This window comes from Methylobacterium sp. UNCCL125 (genome assembly GCF_900116795.1).
GTDB classification, from domain to species: Bacteria; Pseudomonadota; Alphaproteobacteria; order Rhizobiales; family Beijerinckiaceae; genus Methylobacterium; species Methylobacterium fujisawaense.
Genome location: NZ_FPBW01000003.1, coordinates 45,216 through 61,209, shown reverse-complemented (window position 1 = coordinate 61,209; position 15,994 = coordinate 45,216). Strand labels below are relative to the sequence as shown.

At 69.8% G+C, this 15,994-nt stretch carries 15 protein-coding genes; 2 read left to right on the top strand and 13 right to left on the bottom strand.

Going from position 1 to position 15,994, the window contains the following annotated elements:
• Positions 1-120: 120 nt before the first annotated feature.
• The 9 genes from BM396_RS02165 to BM396_RS02125 form a co-directional block, all read right to left on the bottom strand.
• Complete coding sequence (locus BM396_RS02165) at positions 121-1,986, bottom strand: ABC transporter ATP-binding protein (protein WP_043383663.1); 1,866 nt, start codon at positions 1,984-1,986, stop codon at positions 121-123.
• 91 nt (positions 1,987-2,077) lie between these two features.
• Entirely contained in the window at positions 2,078-2,662 is a 585-nt protein-coding gene (locus BM396_RS02160; RefSeq protein ID WP_043352132.1) for a protease inhibitor Inh/omp19 family protein, read from the bottom strand.
• 170 nt (positions 2,663-2,832) lie between these two features.
• A complete protein-coding gene (locus BM396_RS02155; protein ID WP_043383661.1) occupies positions 2,833-3,657 on the bottom strand; it encodes a succinate dehydrogenase iron-sulfur subunit in 825 nt (274 codons plus the stop codon).
• A gap of 83 nt (positions 3,658-3,740) precedes the next feature.
• Positions 3,741-5,558 (bottom strand): succinate dehydrogenase flavoprotein subunit, encoded by a 1,818-nt coding sequence (sdhA, locus tag BM396_RS02150; protein ID WP_043383658.1) that lies wholly within the window; start codon positions 5,556-5,558, stop codon positions 3,741-3,743.
• Positions 5,559-5,590: 32 nt separating this feature from the next.
• On the bottom strand, positions 5,591-6,010 hold the full coding sequence (gene sdhD / locus BM396_RS02145; RefSeq protein ID WP_043383655.1) for a succinate dehydrogenase, hydrophobic membrane anchor protein: 420 nt from the start codon (positions 6,008-6,010) through the stop codon (positions 5,591-5,593).
• Positions 6,011-6,020: 10 nt separating this feature from the next.
• Complete coding sequence (gene sdhC / locus BM396_RS02140) at positions 6,021-6,422, bottom strand: succinate dehydrogenase, cytochrome b556 subunit (RefSeq protein ID WP_043383652.1); 402 nt, start codon at positions 6,420-6,422, stop codon at positions 6,021-6,023.
• Between the two features lie 129 nt (positions 6,423-6,551).
• Positions 6,552-7,853, bottom strand: coding sequence for an SLC13 family permease (locus tag BM396_RS02135; protein ID WP_043383650.1), 1,302 nt, complete (start codon positions 7,851-7,853; stop codon positions 6,552-6,554).
• Positions 7,854-8,068: 215 nt separating this feature from the next.
• Positions 8,069-8,659: a hypothetical protein gene (locus BM396_RS02130; RefSeq protein WP_043383647.1), complete on the bottom strand. Its 591-nt coding sequence runs from the start codon at positions 8,657-8,659 to the stop codon at positions 8,069-8,071.
• Positions 8,660-8,808: 149 nt separating this feature from the next.
• A complete protein-coding gene (locus tag BM396_RS02125; protein WP_043383644.1) occupies positions 8,809-10,302 on the bottom strand; it encodes an AMP nucleosidase in 1,494 nt (497 codons plus the stop codon).
• Positions 10,303-10,379: 77 nt separating this feature from the next.
• Between BM396_RS02125 and tsaA the strand changes: the two genes are divergently transcribed.
• Both tsaA and BM396_RS02115 read left to right on the top strand, forming a co-directional pair.
• Positions 10,380-10,913, top strand: coding sequence for a tRNA (N6-threonylcarbamoyladenosine(37)-N6)-methyltransferase TrmO (gene tsaA, locus BM396_RS02120; RefSeq protein ID WP_244538791.1), 534 nt, complete (start codon positions 10,380-10,382; stop codon positions 10,911-10,913).
• Positions 10,910-11,602, top strand: coding sequence for an SGNH/GDSL hydrolase family protein (locus BM396_RS02115; RefSeq protein ID WP_043383641.1), 693 nt, complete (start codon positions 10,910-10,912; stop codon positions 11,600-11,602). The genes tsaA and BM396_RS02115 overlap by 4 nt, the downstream gene beginning before the upstream one ends.
• A 134-nt stretch (positions 11,603-11,736) precedes the next feature.
• Here the strand turns inward: BM396_RS02115 and guaA are convergent, their stop codons facing one another.
• From guaA to BM396_RS02095, 4 genes are all read right to left on the bottom strand, one after another.
• The gene (guaA, locus tag BM396_RS02110; RefSeq protein WP_043383638.1) at positions 11,737-13,293 is read right to left on the bottom strand and encodes a glutamine-hydrolyzing GMP synthase; all 1,557 of its coding nucleotides are present in this window, start codon (positions 13,291-13,293) and stop codon (positions 11,737-11,739) included.
• 212 nt (positions 13,294-13,505) lie between these two features.
• Positions 13,506-13,925 (bottom strand): hypothetical protein, encoded by a 420-nt coding sequence (locus tag BM396_RS02105; RefSeq protein WP_043352116.1) that lies wholly within the window; start codon positions 13,923-13,925, stop codon positions 13,506-13,508.
• Positions 13,922-14,320 carry a hypothetical protein gene (locus tag BM396_RS02100; RefSeq protein ID WP_043383635.1) on the bottom strand — a complete coding sequence of 133 codons (399 nt, stop codon included), beginning with the start codon at positions 14,318-14,320 and terminating at the stop codon, positions 13,922-13,924. The genes BM396_RS02105 and BM396_RS02100 overlap by 4 nt, the downstream gene beginning before the upstream one ends.
• 238 nt (positions 14,321-14,558) lie before the next feature.
• Entirely contained in the window at positions 14,559-15,932 is a 1,374-nt protein-coding gene (locus BM396_RS02095) for an NTP/NDP exchange transporter (RefSeq protein WP_043383631.1), read from the bottom strand.
• Positions 15,933-15,994 lie beyond the last annotated feature (62 nt).

Genomic DNA, 15,994 nt, shown 5'->3' with positions numbered 1-15,994 from the left:
TTCTAATCTGAGCAATGAGACTGTCTGACGCCCCCGAGTCAAGCCGCTGTGTGCGGCGCGGCGATAAGGTCGACCCGCGATCGTCGCGGTATGTTGCCGGTAACGCTGCCGGTGCGGCGCTCACGCGACGGCGCTGTCGTATCGGGCCGTCCCGTCGTCCAGGAAGCCGCCGGATTGGCGCGACCACAATCCGGCATAGACGCCACCGCGCGCAACAAGCTCGGCGTGGGTCCCCTCCTCGATGATCCGGCCGCGGTCGATGACGACGAGCCGGTCGAGGGCCGCGATGGTCGACAGGCGGTGCGCGATGGCCAGCACGGTCTTGCCGGCCATCAGGGTGTCGAGGGAGTCCTGAATCGCCGCCTCGACCTGGCTGTCGAGGGCCGAGGTCGCCTCGTCGAGAATCAGGATCGGGGCGTCCTTCAGCATGACGCGGGCGATGGCGATCCGCTGCCGCTGCCCGCCGGACAGTTTGACGCCGCGCTCGCCGACCTGGGCGTCGTAGCCCCGCCGCCCCTTGTGATCGACGAGATCGGCGATGAACGCGTCCGCATGCGCCAGCCGGGCCGCCCGCTCGATCTCCGCCTGGCTGGCGCCGGGGCGGCCATAGGCGATGTTGTCGCGGATGGAGCGGTGCAAGAGCGACGTGTCCTGGCTGACCATCGCGATGGCTTCGCGCAGCGATTGCTGAGTCACCGCGGCGATGTCCTGGCCGTCCACCAGGATGCGCCCGCTCTCCACGTCGTAGAGGCGCAGGAGCAGACCCGCCAGGGTCGACTTGCCCGCGCCGCTGACGCCGACCAGCCCGACCTTCTCGCCGGGGCGGATCGTCAGGGAGAAATCCTCGATGACCGTGGCGTCGCCGCGTCCGTAATGGAAGCCGACCTCCTCGAATCGGATCTCGCCGCCGGTGACGACGAGGGACTGCGCGTCCGGCGCATCGACCAGGGCGTGCGGCCGGGCCATCGTCTGCATGCTCTCCTGGACCACGCCGACATTCTCGAAGACACCGCGCACGGTCTGCATGACCCAGCCCGACATGGCGATCAGGCGCAGCACGAGGGCGAGACCCGCCGACGCCTCGCCGGTGGTCATGCCGCCGTCGCGCCACAGGACGAGGCACGCGGCACCGGTGGCGATCAGGAGCGTGCTGTTGAGGAGTCCAAGCAGGCTGGTGGTCAGGGTCACCAGCCGGAACTGGTGAAGATAGGCGGCCGTGTGGACGTCCACCGCGTCCTGCACCGCGGCCCGCTCCTCGCGGTCGCGGGCGAAGAGCTTGACCGTCAGGATGTTGGTGTAGCTGTCGACGATCCGGCCGATGAGCGTCGAGCGGGTGTCGGCGGTCTTGTGCGAGCGCGCCCGGGCCCGGGGCACGAACCACGCGGTCAGGGCCGCGTAGGCGGCGATCCAGAGCAGCACCGGGACGGCGAGCCACGGCGAGATCGCGCTGAACAGCCCGACCGCCGTGATCGCGTAGATCGCCACGTAGAGGAGCGTGTCGATGAAGACGACCGCGAGTTCCCGCACCGCCGGGCCCACCTGGACGACGCGGTTGGCCAGACGGCCGGAGAAGTCGCCCTGGAAATACGAGAGCGCGTGCCCGAGGGTGTAGAGATGCGCCCGCCAGCGGATCTGGCTGGTCGATTGCGGCACGATGAGCTGGTTGGACAGCACCTCGTGCGCCCAGATCGACAGCGGACGCACCACCGCGATGAGAACGACCACGAGGCCGAGTTCGACCGCGTGGTCCGATAGCACCGTCGCCCGATCGGCCGAGCCGAGCAGGTCGATGAACCAGCGCATCACGAGGTAGAGGGACGCCTCGACCGTGCCGGCGATTACCGCGATGACGAACAGGGCCGCCAGGGCGGCGCGGATCGGGCGCAGGTAGAACCAGGCAAAGCCGATGATCGACCGCGGCGGCATCCGCGCCTCGTCGAAGGGCGCGAAGGGGTCGACGCGGCGTTCAAGCCAATCGAGGAACATGTCTACGGGGGCGTGACGCGGCGGGAGCCCCTCATGTAAGCGCGACCGGCCCCGCGCCAACCGTGCGGAGTGGTCGCGCCGCCGCGGTGTCTCAGCGGTTCAGGGCCAGCGCGGCGCCCGACTTGGTCAGGGCGCCTTCCAGGCCGCCGCCGCCCTGGCGCAGCCGCGCCGCCACGGAGCCGCCCGGCTGGTAGAGGTAGACTTCCCCGTCGCGGAAGTCCCAGGCCGAGACCCGGGCCAGATCCTTGTTGGGGCAGCCCGTCGCCGTCGCCCTGTAGAGGTCGAGGGCCGGCGTGCTCGAGAGCGTCACCTTGCAATTCGCTCCGGTGGCATCGCGGGCATCCCAGCTTCCGACCACGGAGGAGCGACCGCCGGTGGCGACCGGCGGCGGCGGCGCCGGCGGAGCGACCGGCTCGGCGATCACCGTCGGACCGGCGGGTGGCGCGGCCGCCTGGGCACCGGGCGGGGGCGGCGCGTCGGGGCTCGCGGCCACGCCGGGCGGAGGCGCCAGGGGGGCTGCGGTCACGGTGCCCGACGGCATGGCCGGCACCGTGTCCAGGGAGGCCTGCGGCGACGGCGCCCGCGTCCTCGGCCCATCCAGGCGGCTCGAGGCACAGGCGCCGAGGCTGGCGCCCAGGCAGAGAACGGCGAACGTCGACAGGCTCGGGCGCAGCATCGGTCCACTTTGGGTCAGGCTTGGAGGCGCGTACGCGCTTGCCCCTGACTCCGTGCCAATTGCGCTGACCGCAAGGCGGCCCTCCCAAGCTCAGACGACTCCGCTGCGGAGAGCCGGGCTTTTCGGCCCAGTGTGGCCTTCAGGCCTCAATACGTGGCCCGGCTCTGCAATCAGAGCGTGCGCTCCACCATCATCTTCTTGATTTCGGCGATGGCCTTGGCCGGGTTCAGGCTCTTCGGGCAGGTGTTGGCGCAGTTCATGATCGTGTGGCAGCGGTACAGCCGGAACGGGTCGTGCAGCCCGTCGAGGCGGTGGCCCGTGTTCTCGTCGCGCGAGTCGATCAGCCAGCGATAGGCCTGCAGCAGGGCTGCCGGGCCGAGGAACTTGTCGCCGTTCCACCAGTAGCTCGGGCACGACGTGGTGCAGCACGCGCAGAGGATGCACTCGTACAGACCGTCGAGGCGGGAGCGGTCCTCCGGAGTCTGGCGCCACTCCTTCTCCGGGGCCGGCGTCTCGGTCTGCAGCCAGGGCTCGATGGCGGCGTGCTGGGCGTAGAAATTCGTGAGGTCCGGCACGAGGTCCTTCAGGACCGGCATGTGCGGCAGCGGATAGATCCGGATCGCCCCGTCCTCGTCCTTGCGGGTCATGACCGGCAGCGCGTTGTCGGGGCTCTTGCACTCGTCGATGCCCATCGTGCAGGCGAGCGCGTTCTGGCCCTCGATGTTCATCGCGCAGGAGCCGCAGATGCCCTCGCGGCAGGAGCGGCGGAAGACCAGCGTCGAGTCGACCTTGTTCTTGATCCACAGGAGCGCGTCGAGGACCATCGGGCCGCAATCCTCGCGATCGACCTGATAAGTGTCGATCCGCGGGTTGGCCCCGTCATCCGGGTTCCAGCGGTAGATCTTGAAGGTCTGCAGGTTCCTGGCGCCGGGAGGCGCCGGCCAGGACTTGCCCTGCGTGATCTGAGAATTCTTCGGAAGGTTGAACTGGGCCATGGTTCTCGACGGCTTCCGCTAGAGCAGGACGTGGCGGCCGGGGCAGAAGCCCCGCCGCCGCAGTCGTTGAGCAGAGGTTCGTATCAGTACACGCGGGCCTTCGGCTCGATGTACTGGATCTCATTGGACATCGTGTAGGTGTGCACCGGACGGTAATCGATGTTCACCTGGTGACGGCCCTCGTCGAGCCAGGACAGGGTGTGCTTCATCCAGTCCTTGTCGTCGCGGTCCGGGAAGTCCTCGCGGGCATGGGCGCCGCGGGATTCCGTGCGGTTGGCGGCCGATTCCATCGTGACCACCGCCTGGCCGATCAGGTTGTCGAACTCCAGGGTCTCCAGGAGGTCGGTGTTCCAGACCAGCGACCGGTCGGTGACCTTCACGTCGGCGGCGGCGTTCCAGACCTTGTGGATCAGGCCCTTGCCCTCCTCCAGAACCTCGCCGGTGCGGAACACGGCGCAATTGTTCTGCATCGTCTTCTGCATCTCGGCGCGGAGTTCCGCGGTCGGCGTCGCGCCGTTGGCGTAGCGGAACCGGTCGAGGCGCTCGAGGGCCTTGTCGGTGGCCCCCTTCGGCAGTTCCATGGCGCGGCCGTTCGGCTCGACGATCTCGGCGCAGCGGTTGCCGGCGGCGCGGCCGAACACCACGAGATCGATCAGCGAGTTCGAGCCCAGGCGGTTGGCACCGTGGACGGAGACGCAGGCTGCTTCGCCGATGGCCATCAGGCCCGGAACCACGGTGTCGGGGTTGCCGTCGCGCAGCGTCAGCACCTCGCCGTGATAGTTCGTGGGGATGCCGCCCATGTTGTAATGGACGGTCGGGATGACCGGGATCGGCTCCTTGGTCACGTCGACACCGGCGAAGATCCGCGCGGATTCCGAGATGCCCGGCAGGCGCTCGTGCAGGATCTTCGGATCCAGGTGGTCGAGGTGCAGGTAGATGTGATCCTTGTTCTTGCCGACGCCGCGGCCGTCCCGGATCTCCATGGTCATGGAGCGCGAGACCACGTCGCGCGAGGCGAGGTCCTTGGCCGACGGTGCGTAGCGCTCCATGAAGCGCTCGCCCTCGGAATTCGTCAGATAGCCGCCCTCACCCCGGGAGCCTTCCGTGATCAGGCAGCCCGCGCCGTAGATGCCGGTCGGGTGGAACTGCACGAACTCCATGTCCTGCAGCGGCAGGCCGGCGCGCAGCACCATGGCGTTGCCGTCGCCCGTGCAGGTATGCGCGGAGGTCGCCGAGAAATAGGCGCGTCCGTAGCCGCCGGTCGCCAGGATGGTCATCTGGGCGCGGAACCGGTGGATCTCGCCGGTGGCCTGGTCGAGGGCGATGACGCCGCGGCAGCGGCCCTCCTCGTCCATGATCAGGTCGAGGGCGAAATACTCGATGAAGAAGTCGGTCTGGTTCTTCACCGCCTGCCCGTAGAGGGTGTGCAGCATGGCGTGGCCGGTGCGGTCGGCCGCCGCGCAGGTGCGCTGGGCGGTGCCCTTGCCGTAATCGGTGGTCATGCCGCCGAACGGGCGCTGGTAGATCTTGCCTTCCTCCGTGCGGGAGAACGGCACGCCCCAGTGCTCCAGCTCGTACACGGCGGCGGGCGCGTTGCGCACGAGGTACTCGATGGCGTCCTGGTCGCCGAGCCAGTCCGACCCCTTCACGGTGTCGTACATGTGCCAGCGCCAGTCGTCCGGGCCCATGTTGCCGAGGGACGCCGAGATGCCGCCCTGCGCCGCCACGGTGTGCGAGCGGGTCGGGAACACCTTGGTGATGCAGGCGGTGCGCAGGCCGGCTTCCGAGCAGCCGACCGTGGCACGCAGGCCGGCGCCGCCCGCGCCGACGATCACCACGTCGAAGGCGTGATCGTGAATGGTGTAGGCAGGCCCGCTGCCGTTTGTGCCGTTGGCGGCCATGTTCGGCTCCTCGAAATAGGGGTTGGCGGGGTTCAGGCCGGCTGTCCGAAGCCGATGCGCAGCACCGCGTAGAGGCAGGCCACGGCCACGACGACCGCGTAGGCGTTGTTGGCGAGAACCGCCGCAATCTTCATGGCCGGGGCGTGCACATAGTCCTCGATGATCACCTGCATGCCGAGCCGCATGTGGATCGTAACCGACAGCAGTGCCAGGATCAGGAGAATTGACACCAGGGGGGTCGCGACGAGGAGCCGCGCCTCCGCAAAGCCGCGGCCCGACATCTTGGCGACGATCACCACGAAGCTCAGCATCAGCACGACGTTGGCGATGGCGGTCAGCCGCTGCAGCCACCAGTGGCCGGCCCCGTGGTGCGCGACGCCAAGGCCGCGGACCCGGGCGCGGGGGGTGCGGATCGAGACGCGCGTGTCCTGCCGGACCTCTTTCTGAGCCATGTGGGCCTCCTCAGCGGACCAGAAGGGCGACCGCCCAGATGACGAGGGTGAGCGCGACCGAGCCGATCAGGGTCAGCCGGGCCATCGACAGGCGCTTCTCCCGATCGAAGCCCACGCCCGTGTCCCAGATCAGGTGCCGGATGCCGCCCAGCATGTGGTGCATCAGCACCCACGTATAGACGAACAGGATCAGGCGCCCGAACAGCGAGCCGAAGAAGCCGGCCACGTAAGAGTAGCCGACCGGTCCGGAAGCCAGAGCCACGAGCCAGATGGCGACCAGTGCAGTCCCGCCATAGAGCGCGGTGCCGGTGATACGGTGAAACACCGACATCGCCATCGTCCAGGTCCAGCGATAGATCTGGAGATGGGGCGATAGCGGCTGTGCCACTGTCGGGCGGGCGGTGGGTGCCATCGGGTTGAAGCCTCGCAGCTGCGAACTGGACCATCTCTAATCTGGTAGCGCTAGTGGCTGAGCGGGCAACCCGCAATCCGCCATGGTGCGGCGCAATGTGCCGTCTGGGGCGACACTTTGCCGATTCTGTCACCTCAGCTGCCCCAGCAGTCGCCACCACGCATAGTCGAGGGGCGCGGCCACCAGCAACGACAGGAGACCGAAGCTCACGGTGAGGCGCGTCGCGTCCCCGAGGCGGACGCCCCCGAGCTCGCTGGCGAACACGATCGGGGGCGCTTGGTAAGGGAAGAAGATGGTCGAGTAGCCGATCACCTGCAGGGAGACGACCGCGAGGGATGACAGGCCGCTCGCCTCCGTCATCTCGCCCGCCAGGGCCGTGTAGAGGGCCGGCGCGCCGTTGGCGGTGACGAGCAGGGTCAGCACCGTCGCCATGCCGGTGAGCACCGCGAAGTTCTGTGTCGGCGCGTCGTGCGCCAGGGGCGCGACCGCCAGGAGCAGATGGCCGAGACGCCCGCCCAGACCGGTCTCGTTGACCAGGGCGACCAGACCGAGCAGCGCCGCGATGTAGAAGCAGGTCCGCAGGTTGACCTGCTGGAACGCTTCGGGCGGCAGCACCCCGATCCGCGGCAGCAGGCAGACCACCGCGGCGGCGAGGCCGACCCAGGCGGGGGCGAGCCCGTGCAGGGCGTCGGTCATCCAGAGGACCAGCGTGCAGGCGAGGATCACCGCGAGGCGCCGCTCGGGCGCGGAGAGCGGCGGCAGCACCGGCAGGGTCGGCGCGGTCGGGCCGAGGTCGTCCGGAAACAGCCGGACGATGAGAGCCACCAGCAGGACGCCCTTGACCGCGGCCAGGACCGGGGCGTGCAGGACGAAGTAGGACAGGTAAGAGAGCTGCAGCCCGAGCAGGTGTTCCGCCGAGCCGGCCATGACGAGGTTCGGCACGTTGGCGGGCAGGATCGCTGCCGACAGGATCGGCGTGGCGATGCCGACCGCCAGCACCGCGCCCGTCCGTCCCGGGCGGCCGACCGCGAGGCCGAAGGCGTCGCAGAGCGCCAGGGTCACGGGGATCATCAGGGCGATGCGGCCCAGATTCGACGGCATGACGAAGGCGATGAGGAAGCTCAGCGCCACCAGCCCGGTGATGAAGTGGCCGTAGGAGCCCGAGAGGCGCAGGGCGAGGCTCCGCGCCATGCGGGCGCCGAGGCCCGTCCGGGTCATGCCCTGCCCCACCACCAGGCCGGACAGGACCAGCCAGAAGGCGGAGGACGAGAGGCCGGAGAACACCGTCGCGGCGGAGCCGAGCCGCAGCAGCATCGCCAGTCCGAAGAAGGCGAGCGCCGTGACGATCTCGGGCAGCAGGGCGGTCGCCCAGAGGCTCATGCACGCCAAGAGCAGTGCCGCCGTCGCCGCAATCGACCCCTCCCCGCTCACCGCGATCGTCCCCGCACCACGCTACGCCGGAGGCGGCATCCTCGTAGTATTGGAACGGTTCGCAATTCGGGAGTTGTTGAGCGAGCCTTCGCCAACCGCGAAGGCTCTCGGTGCGATGGGCCGCGCCGGCCTGCTTACGAACGCGGACGCCCGGCCGAGAGCCGGCCGGGCGCGGTGCTGTCTCAAAGGGCGTCTGGGGACCCGCTTCGCGTGGCTCAGTAGCCGTAGCCGTAGTAGCCGTTGCAGGCGGCCGGGTCGTAAGCCCCGTAGCCGTACGTGTCGGCACAATTGTCGTACCCGTAGTCGAGGCCGCTCAGGCCGTAGCCGACCCCGAGGCCGAGCCCGACCCCCGCAAGGCCGTAGCCGACGCCGCGGCCATAGCGCCGGCCGTAGTAACCGCGGTCGGCGTAGCCACGCCCGACAATCCCGCGGTTCCCGATCCCGCCATACCGGCCGGCATCGTGGAATCCGCCGGTCCGGAGGCCGCCGCCCCGAAGCCCGCCGGCTCCGGCCACGCCGGCAGCGCCGAGCCCCGCGCCCCGGAAGCCACCACCCAGGCCGCCGACCCGCGCCCCACCGACGCCGCCGTTCTGAAAGGCACCGCCGCCGAAGCCGCCGTTCCGGAACGATCCGCCGCTCACGCTGCCACCGGGGAAGCCGCCGCCGAACCCGCCGCCGTGAAATCCGCCACCGCCGAAGCCTCCGCCGTGGAAGCCACCCCCGCCGAAGCCGCGCGCATCCGCACCGGTCGGAGCGAAAGCGACCGCTGCCAGAAGAGCGGTCGAAACAAGTGCGATACGAGTCATGGGAAATCTCAGCTTGAAGCGAGGTGTATTAATCTCCCAACACTTCAAAACGCCGCGATATCCAAGCTTGAGTATTTGGGGCGACGTGGCAGTCCGTCGCGAGAGCCGTCCTCGGGCGCGGACCGGATGAAGACCGCGCCGGGCGCCCCTCACCGGAACGGAGGCTCATCGAAGCTGCGCAGCTTGCGCGAGTGGAGACCGTGCCGGTCGGCGCGCAGCACGTCGAGTGCCGCCAATCCCACCTGGAGATGCTCCGAGACGGCCCGGTCGTAGAACGCATTGGCGGCGCCCGGCAGCTTGATCTCGCCGTGGAGCGGCTTGTCGGAGACGCAGAGCAGCGCGCCGTAGGGTACGCGGAGGCGGAAGCCCTGCGCGGCGACGGTGCCGCTCTCCATGTCGACCGCGATCGCGCGGGACTGGTTGATCCGCCGCCGCTCCTGGCTGAAGCGCAGCTCCCAGTTGCGGTCGTCATAGGTCACCACCGTGCCGGTGCGCAGGCGCCGCTTCAGGGCATCGGCCTGCTCGCCCGTCACAGAAGCGGCGGCGCTCTGGAGCGCGACCTGCACCTCGGCCAGCGCCGGGACCGGGACGTCCGGCGGCACGAGCTCGTCGAGGATCCGGTCGCGGCGGAGATAGGCGTGCGCCAGCACGTAGTCGCCGATCGTCTGCGACTGCCGCAAGCCGCCGCAATGGCCGACCATCAGCCAGCAATCCGGGCGCAGCACGGCCAGATGGTCGGTGATCGTCTTCGCGTTCGAGGGGCCGACGCCGATATTGACCAGCGTCGTGCCCTGCTGGGTCCCGTCGGCGTCGCGCGCCACCAAATGGTAGGCCGGCATCTGGTGCCGGTGCCAGGGCGAGGCGGCGATCACCGCGGCGGGGTCGGCCTCGGCGGCCTCGGCGCGGCTCACGGAGACTCCGCCCGGCAGGACCAGCCGCTCGAACCCCTCCGCGCCCGAGGCCAGCCGCTCCAGGCCGTGGCGGACGAACTGGTCGACGTAGCGGTGGTAGTTGGTGAGCAGGATCCAGGGCTGGACGTCGCGCCAGTCGCAGCCGGTGTAATGGACCAGCCGCCGGAGGGAGTAATCGACCCGCACGCCGTCGAACAGCGCCAGGGGCAGCGGCTCGCCCGCCACTTGGTCGAAGGTCCCGTCGGCGATCTCGTCGCCGACGAGCGACAGGAGCGGGACCGGGAAGTAGGTGGCGAGATCCGCGCCGTCGACCGCCCGGCCGCCCGCGTCGAGCCCGGCTTCCAGCACGTAGGGATAGGGGATCTCCTGCGCGCTCAGCCCGACTTCGATGGCGATGCCGTAATCCGCGATCAGCGGCTCCAGCTGACGGGTCAGGTAGGTCCGGAAGAACGCCGGATGCGTCACCGTCGTGGCGTAGGTCCCGGCCGCCTGGAGCTTGGCGGTGGCGCGCCGGACGCGCGGCAGCGGCCCGTCCGGGCGATAGCTGATCCGCAGCTCCGGGTAGCGGAAGGCGAGCCGCTCGGTGGCGTCCGGCGGCGGCCCCCCCGCGAGGTAGCGCTCCAGGGCATTTCGCAGGGCGCCGGCCGCGTCGTCGTAGAGCTCGACCAGCCGGTCGACGGCGGTCCCGGCATCGGCCACCGCCTGCATCGGCCGCAATTCCCGCTCGATCATGTCGCCTCCGTTCCTGCTGCCGGATCTACACCCCGCACCATCCGGGGGCGAGATGCGGGGTTGCGGGCTGCGGAGACATGGCCGACAAGCCCGCCGGCGCGGAGCGAGGCGGCATGGACGCGGATGAGTTCGGAACCCGTCCCGGCGAAGTGAGGGCAGAATTGCCCACGACCTTCGATGCGGGCCTCCACTTCATCGGCCGGCTGCGCACGCCCTGGCAGGCGCGATCCGACTGTCCGAAGAACGGCCTGCAGACCGATGCGGTCTGCACCGTGGAGGTCGATCCGGCCTACGTCCCCGGCCTGCGCAACGTCACGGGCTGCACGCACCTGATCCTGCTCTACTGGATGGACCGGGCGACCCGCGGCCTCGTGATCCAGCGCCCGCGCCACGCCGACGGTCCCCGCGGCACCTTCTCCCTGCGTTCGCCCGCCCGTCCCAACCCGATCGCCCTGTCGGTGGTGGAACTGCTCGGCCGCGACGGCGACACGCTCCGCGTGCGCGGGCTCGACTGCCTCGACGGCACGCCGCTCCTCGACATTAAACCCTACTACGCCTCCACGGATGCGCGGCTGGACGCGCAGGTCGACCGGGCCGGGGCCGAGCCGTGAGGCGCGTCGCCCTTCTCATCCTCGGTGGGCTCGCCCTGCTGGCGATCGGCGGTTTCGCCGGGTGGCGCCTGCATAGGCCGGCCGCCGATGCGCGGGCCTACGCGGAGATGCGCCTGATCGCCGTGCAGGTCAGCCTCGACGAGGCGCCGCCGGATTACGTGTTCTGGGCCGGCGATTCCCAGGTGGAACTGCAGCCCGGCAGCCAGCGGCCCTGCGGCCTCGACTTCCTCAACGGCGGGATCAGCGGCTCGACCGCGGCCAGCTATGCGGACCACCTCGCGCGCCTGACCTTCAAGGTCCCTCCCCGGCTCGCCGCGCTGACGATCGGGACCAACGACATCCTCGTGAAGAACAACCCGCGGCTGGACAGGCCGACGGCGCAGTTCGAAGCCGCCGCAGAGGCGATCATCAAGCGGCTCCAGACCTTGAGCCCGCGCGTCGTGGTGACGGCCCTCCCCCCGGTCGGGCGTGAGCTCAGCAAGCTCGTCGATGCCGGCGCGGTGGCAGTTTACTCGCAGCGCCTGCGCAACCTGTGCGGCCGGCTCGGCTGCGTGTTCACGGACCCGTTCGCGGCCTTGCGCGACGGCGACACCGGCTATGCCAAGCCCGGTGCCCTGCGGGACGGGCTGCATCTCGCGGCGTTCCGGCCGGCGCTGAAGGCGGTCGAGCCGGCGCTCTGCGGGCCGTGACGGGGCGCGGTCTACGGCACGGTGTCCGCATCGTCCCGGCGCGCGACGCGGCGCGATCCGGGAGCGCCCGGAATCCTGCCGTCACGCTCCCCAGAATCGGCTCGCGGCTTTCGCGATGACGGCTGCGGGCCTGCTCATTCCCACTCGATGGTGCCCGGGGGCTTCGAGGTGATGTCGTAGGTGACCCGGTTGATGCCCTTCACCTCGTTGATGATCCGGGTCGCGACCCGGCCCAGGAAGGCCATGTCGAACGGGTAGAAATCGGCGGTCATGCCGTCCACCGACGTGACGGCGCGCAGCGCGCAGACATGATCGTAGGTGCGGCCGTCGCCCATCACGCCGACGGTCTTCACCGGCAGGATCACCGCGAAGGCCTGCCAGATCGTGTCGTAGAGGCCGGCCTGCCGGATCTCGTCGAGGTAGATCGCGTCGGCCTTGCGCAGGGCCTCCAGCTTCTCGGCGGTGATCGTGCCGGGGCAGCGGATCGCCAGGCCCGGGCCCGGGAACGGGTGGCGGCCGACGAAGCCCTCGGGCAGGCCGAGTTCCTTGCCGAGGACCCGGACCTCGTCCTTGAACAGCTCGCGGAGCGGCTCCACGAGCTTCATGTCCATGCGCTCGGGCAGGCCGCCGACATTGTGGTGGCTCTTGATGGTCACGGACGGGCCGCCCGTGAACGACACGCTCTCGATCACGTCCGGATACAGCGTGCCCTGCGCCAGGAACTTCGCCCCGCCGATCTTCTTCGATTCGGCCTCGAACACGTCGATGAACAGGCGACCGATGGTCTTGCGCTTGACCTCGGGATCCGAGACGCCCTCGAGGGCCGCGAGGAACATCCCCGACGCCTCAACGTGGACCAGCGGGATGTTGTAGTGGTCGCGGAACAGGGCCACGACCTGTTCGGCCTCGCCCAGGCGCAGGAGGCCGTGGTCGACGAACACGCAGGTCAGCTGGTCGCCGATCGCCTCGTGGATCAGCACGGCCGCCACGGCGGAATCGACGCCACCCGACAGGCCGCAGATCACCTTCTCGGAGCCGACCTGCTCGCGGATCTTGGCGATGGCCTCCTCGCGATAGGCGCCCATGGTCCAGTCGCCCGAGCAGCCGGCCACGTCGCGCACGAAGTTGCGGATCAGCAGGGCGCCGTGGGGGGTGTGTGCCACTTCCGGGTGAAATTGCACCGCGTAGTAGTTGCGGGCCTCGTCGGCCACCGCCGCGAAGGGCGCGTTCTTGGAGATCGCCACGGTGGTGAAGCCGTCCGGCAGCTTGGTGACGCGGTCACCGTGGCTCATCCAGACCGGGTACTTCTCGCCCTTGTGCCAGACGCCCTTGAACAGGGGGCAATCGGCCAGGATCTCGACCTCGGCCCGGCCGAACTCCGCGTGGTGTCCGCCCTCGACGGCGCCGCCGAGCTGAGCCGCCATGGTCTGCTGGCCGTAGCAGATGCCGAAGACCGGGACGCCCGAATCGAACACGAGCTGGGGCGCGCGGGGCGAGGCCTCGACGGTTACCGATTCGGGGCCGCCGGAGAGGATCACGCCCTTGGGCTTCTGCTCGCGAAACGCGGCCTCGGCCTTCGTGAAGGGCACGATCTCGCAGTAGACGCCCTCCTCCCGCACCCGGCGGGCGATGAGCTGGGTCACCTGAGAGCCGAAATCGACGATCAGGATCTTGTCGTGGTCGGTGTTCATCGCGGGCGATTATCCGAAGGCCGGGGCGGGTGCAACGCACAAGTCCGGGTTGTCCGGTCTTCCGACGCGCTGACGCCGACGGAATGCCGGATTCCGCCCGTCGGTCGTACGCTCTTGCGTCGTCCCGGGGCCACGCGGCGCGACCCGGGACCCGAATCGGCCGATCCGCTCAGGCGCGCGACGTGGTCTCGGCTCACCCGACGCGTCGGCTCTCAGTCGAAGTTACGGACCTTGGCCGAGCCGCCGAGGCTGATCGCGGGCTTCGCGGCGGCGCCGGCGAGGCTCACCTTCTTCTGGCCGGGCGGAGTCTTGGCGCGCAGCTGCGGGGCCGGCTCGGGTGCCGGCCGCGACGGCTTCAGGTGCGCCTGTCCGTGGATCACCGAGCCGATCTCGCCCGCCACGCGGATGAGGTCGTCGCGCTCGCAGGAGCGGGCGACCTTCAGCCCGAGCTTGTGCATGTGGCTCTTGCCGTAGAGGTAGGTGGCCAGCTGCGCGCGCTTCAGCGGCGGGATCTGCTCCAGGATCAGCGGCAGGTCGAAGTCGTCGGCCCGGTAGACGGAGCCCAGGACCTCGAGGGTTACCGGGCAATCGACTTCGGGCTCGGCGCCGCTGGTCGGATGCGCTTGCGTCATGGATGCCTCTCGGAGGTCGATGAATCTGGATGCGGGTCGGATGCCCCGGAGCCGGGGTCGAGTTCAACCCCTATCGGAACGGTGAGGTTCGCAATCCGGTCCTCCGTCGGCGCCGGAGCCGGGCTCGGCGCCGGGACGGTCTCGGGTTTCCAGGCACCGAGGCAGCCGGTGCAGACGGATTCGATCACCGCACGGGCATGGGCCTGCCGGCGCGCCCAGAGCATCTCCCGGGCCACGCGCGCGGCCTCGGCGTCCGGCAGGGGGCGGATGCGGATGTAGAGCGGCTCCTGCGCGGCGACCGGAGCCGGCGTCACGGCGAGGAGCCCGAGCACGGCCATCGCGAGCTGGGCGGAGCGCCACCAGCGCCGCGGCGCCGACCATGCGGGTCCCGCCATGTCTCTCTCCCGCCCGGACCGAGCGCGATACGTCGCCCGTCAGGGTAAACCGCCTCTTAACGGACCGCCGCCGCCGCGCGGAACTTCACACGGCCATGCCGGTAGAACCAGAGGGGGCCGAGCGGGAGATGGCTTGATGCCTCAGATGTTCGACTGGATCTTCTTCGCGATCATGCTGCCGTTCCCGGCCTACCTGATCTGGGACTTCATGCGGCACCGGTAGGCCGGCCCGCGTCGCTCACCGACCGGGCGAGGCCGCCCCGCGACCGAACGGCATGGGCCGCGCAGACTCACCGACCGGCTCCGCCGCCTGCTCGTCCCGGCGCCGGTCCTGTGCGCGCCCGAGCCAGAGGCTGTTCACGAGCCACGCCACCGAGAGCGGGATCGCGGCGCCCGCCACGCCGGCGCTGCCGAATCCGACGCCCTGGATGCCCGTGAACGACCATGCGCCGACTTGGTCGCCCAGGCGGTAGACCACCGTGTCGATGAAGCTCTTGGCCTTGTAGCGATCCTCCCGCGGGACGACGGTGAACAGCACCTCGCGCACCGGTCGCGCGATGGCGAAGTTGCCGGCCCGGCGCAGGACTTGGAACGCGACGATCACGCCGATCGTGGGCCAGACGGCGAGCGCCGCGAAGCCGAGGATGCTGAAGGCCGGCAGGATCGCCAGCGTCAGGGCGACGCCGATGCGATTCACGATCCGGCCGGTGAGGAACAGCTGGATTCCCAGCGTCAGGACGTTCACCGCGAGGTCGACGCTGGCGAAGAAGGCGGTCTGCGCACCCCGGTCCGAGAAGCTCCGCTTGGCGATGCCCGCCTGCTCGAAATACAGGAAGGTCGAGGTCACCGAGAACAGGAGCAGGAACAGCGAGATGTTGAGCAGGTAGGGGGACGCGAAGGTTCGCGTGACGCCGGCGAGCACGCTGCCGCCGATCGTCCGATCCTGCCCGTCATCGGCGCTGCGGTCGCGGCCCGGCACCTCGTGCAGCTGCGTCGACAAGGCCGCGAGACCGCGCATGCAGAATACGGCGATCTCGAGGAGCACCACCGCGCAGAGCATCAGGCCCCAGGTCGGGACGTTCTTGGCGAGGATCGCGGTGGTCGCCGAACCCGCGATGGCGCCGAGCGTCGCGCCGGCCGCGATGAAGCCGAACAGGCGCTTGCCCTGGGCGTTCGAGAACACGTCGACGATCGTCGCCCAGAAGATCGAGACCACGAACAGGTTGAAGATCGACAGCCAGACGAAGAACACCCGGCCGATCCACACGCCCCACTCGGCGGGGGCGAGATAGAGCGTCAGCGCGAAGGCCAGGATGTTGGCCGCGAAGAACCGGTAGGTGATCGGCACGAACCGCGCCCGCGGCATCCGCTTCACCAGGTAGGCGAAGGGCAGGTTGAGGGCGAGCATGCCGACCAGGGTGGCGGTGAACAGCCAGGGCAGGTTTTCGATGCCGCCGGCGACGCCCATCTGATCCCGGATCGGGCGCAGCACGTAGTAGGCGGCCAGGATCGAGAAGATGTAGGCCCAGGACCACGCCAGCGCCCGACCCTCGCCGGGCTGAACGTCGATCAGGCGCGCGAGCGTGCCGCGGGCGGGTGCGGGTTCAGACATGGGCCGATCTCACCGGAATGGGCTTTCCCTCGGGCAAGCCTCCCTCACGGAGACTCGGTCCG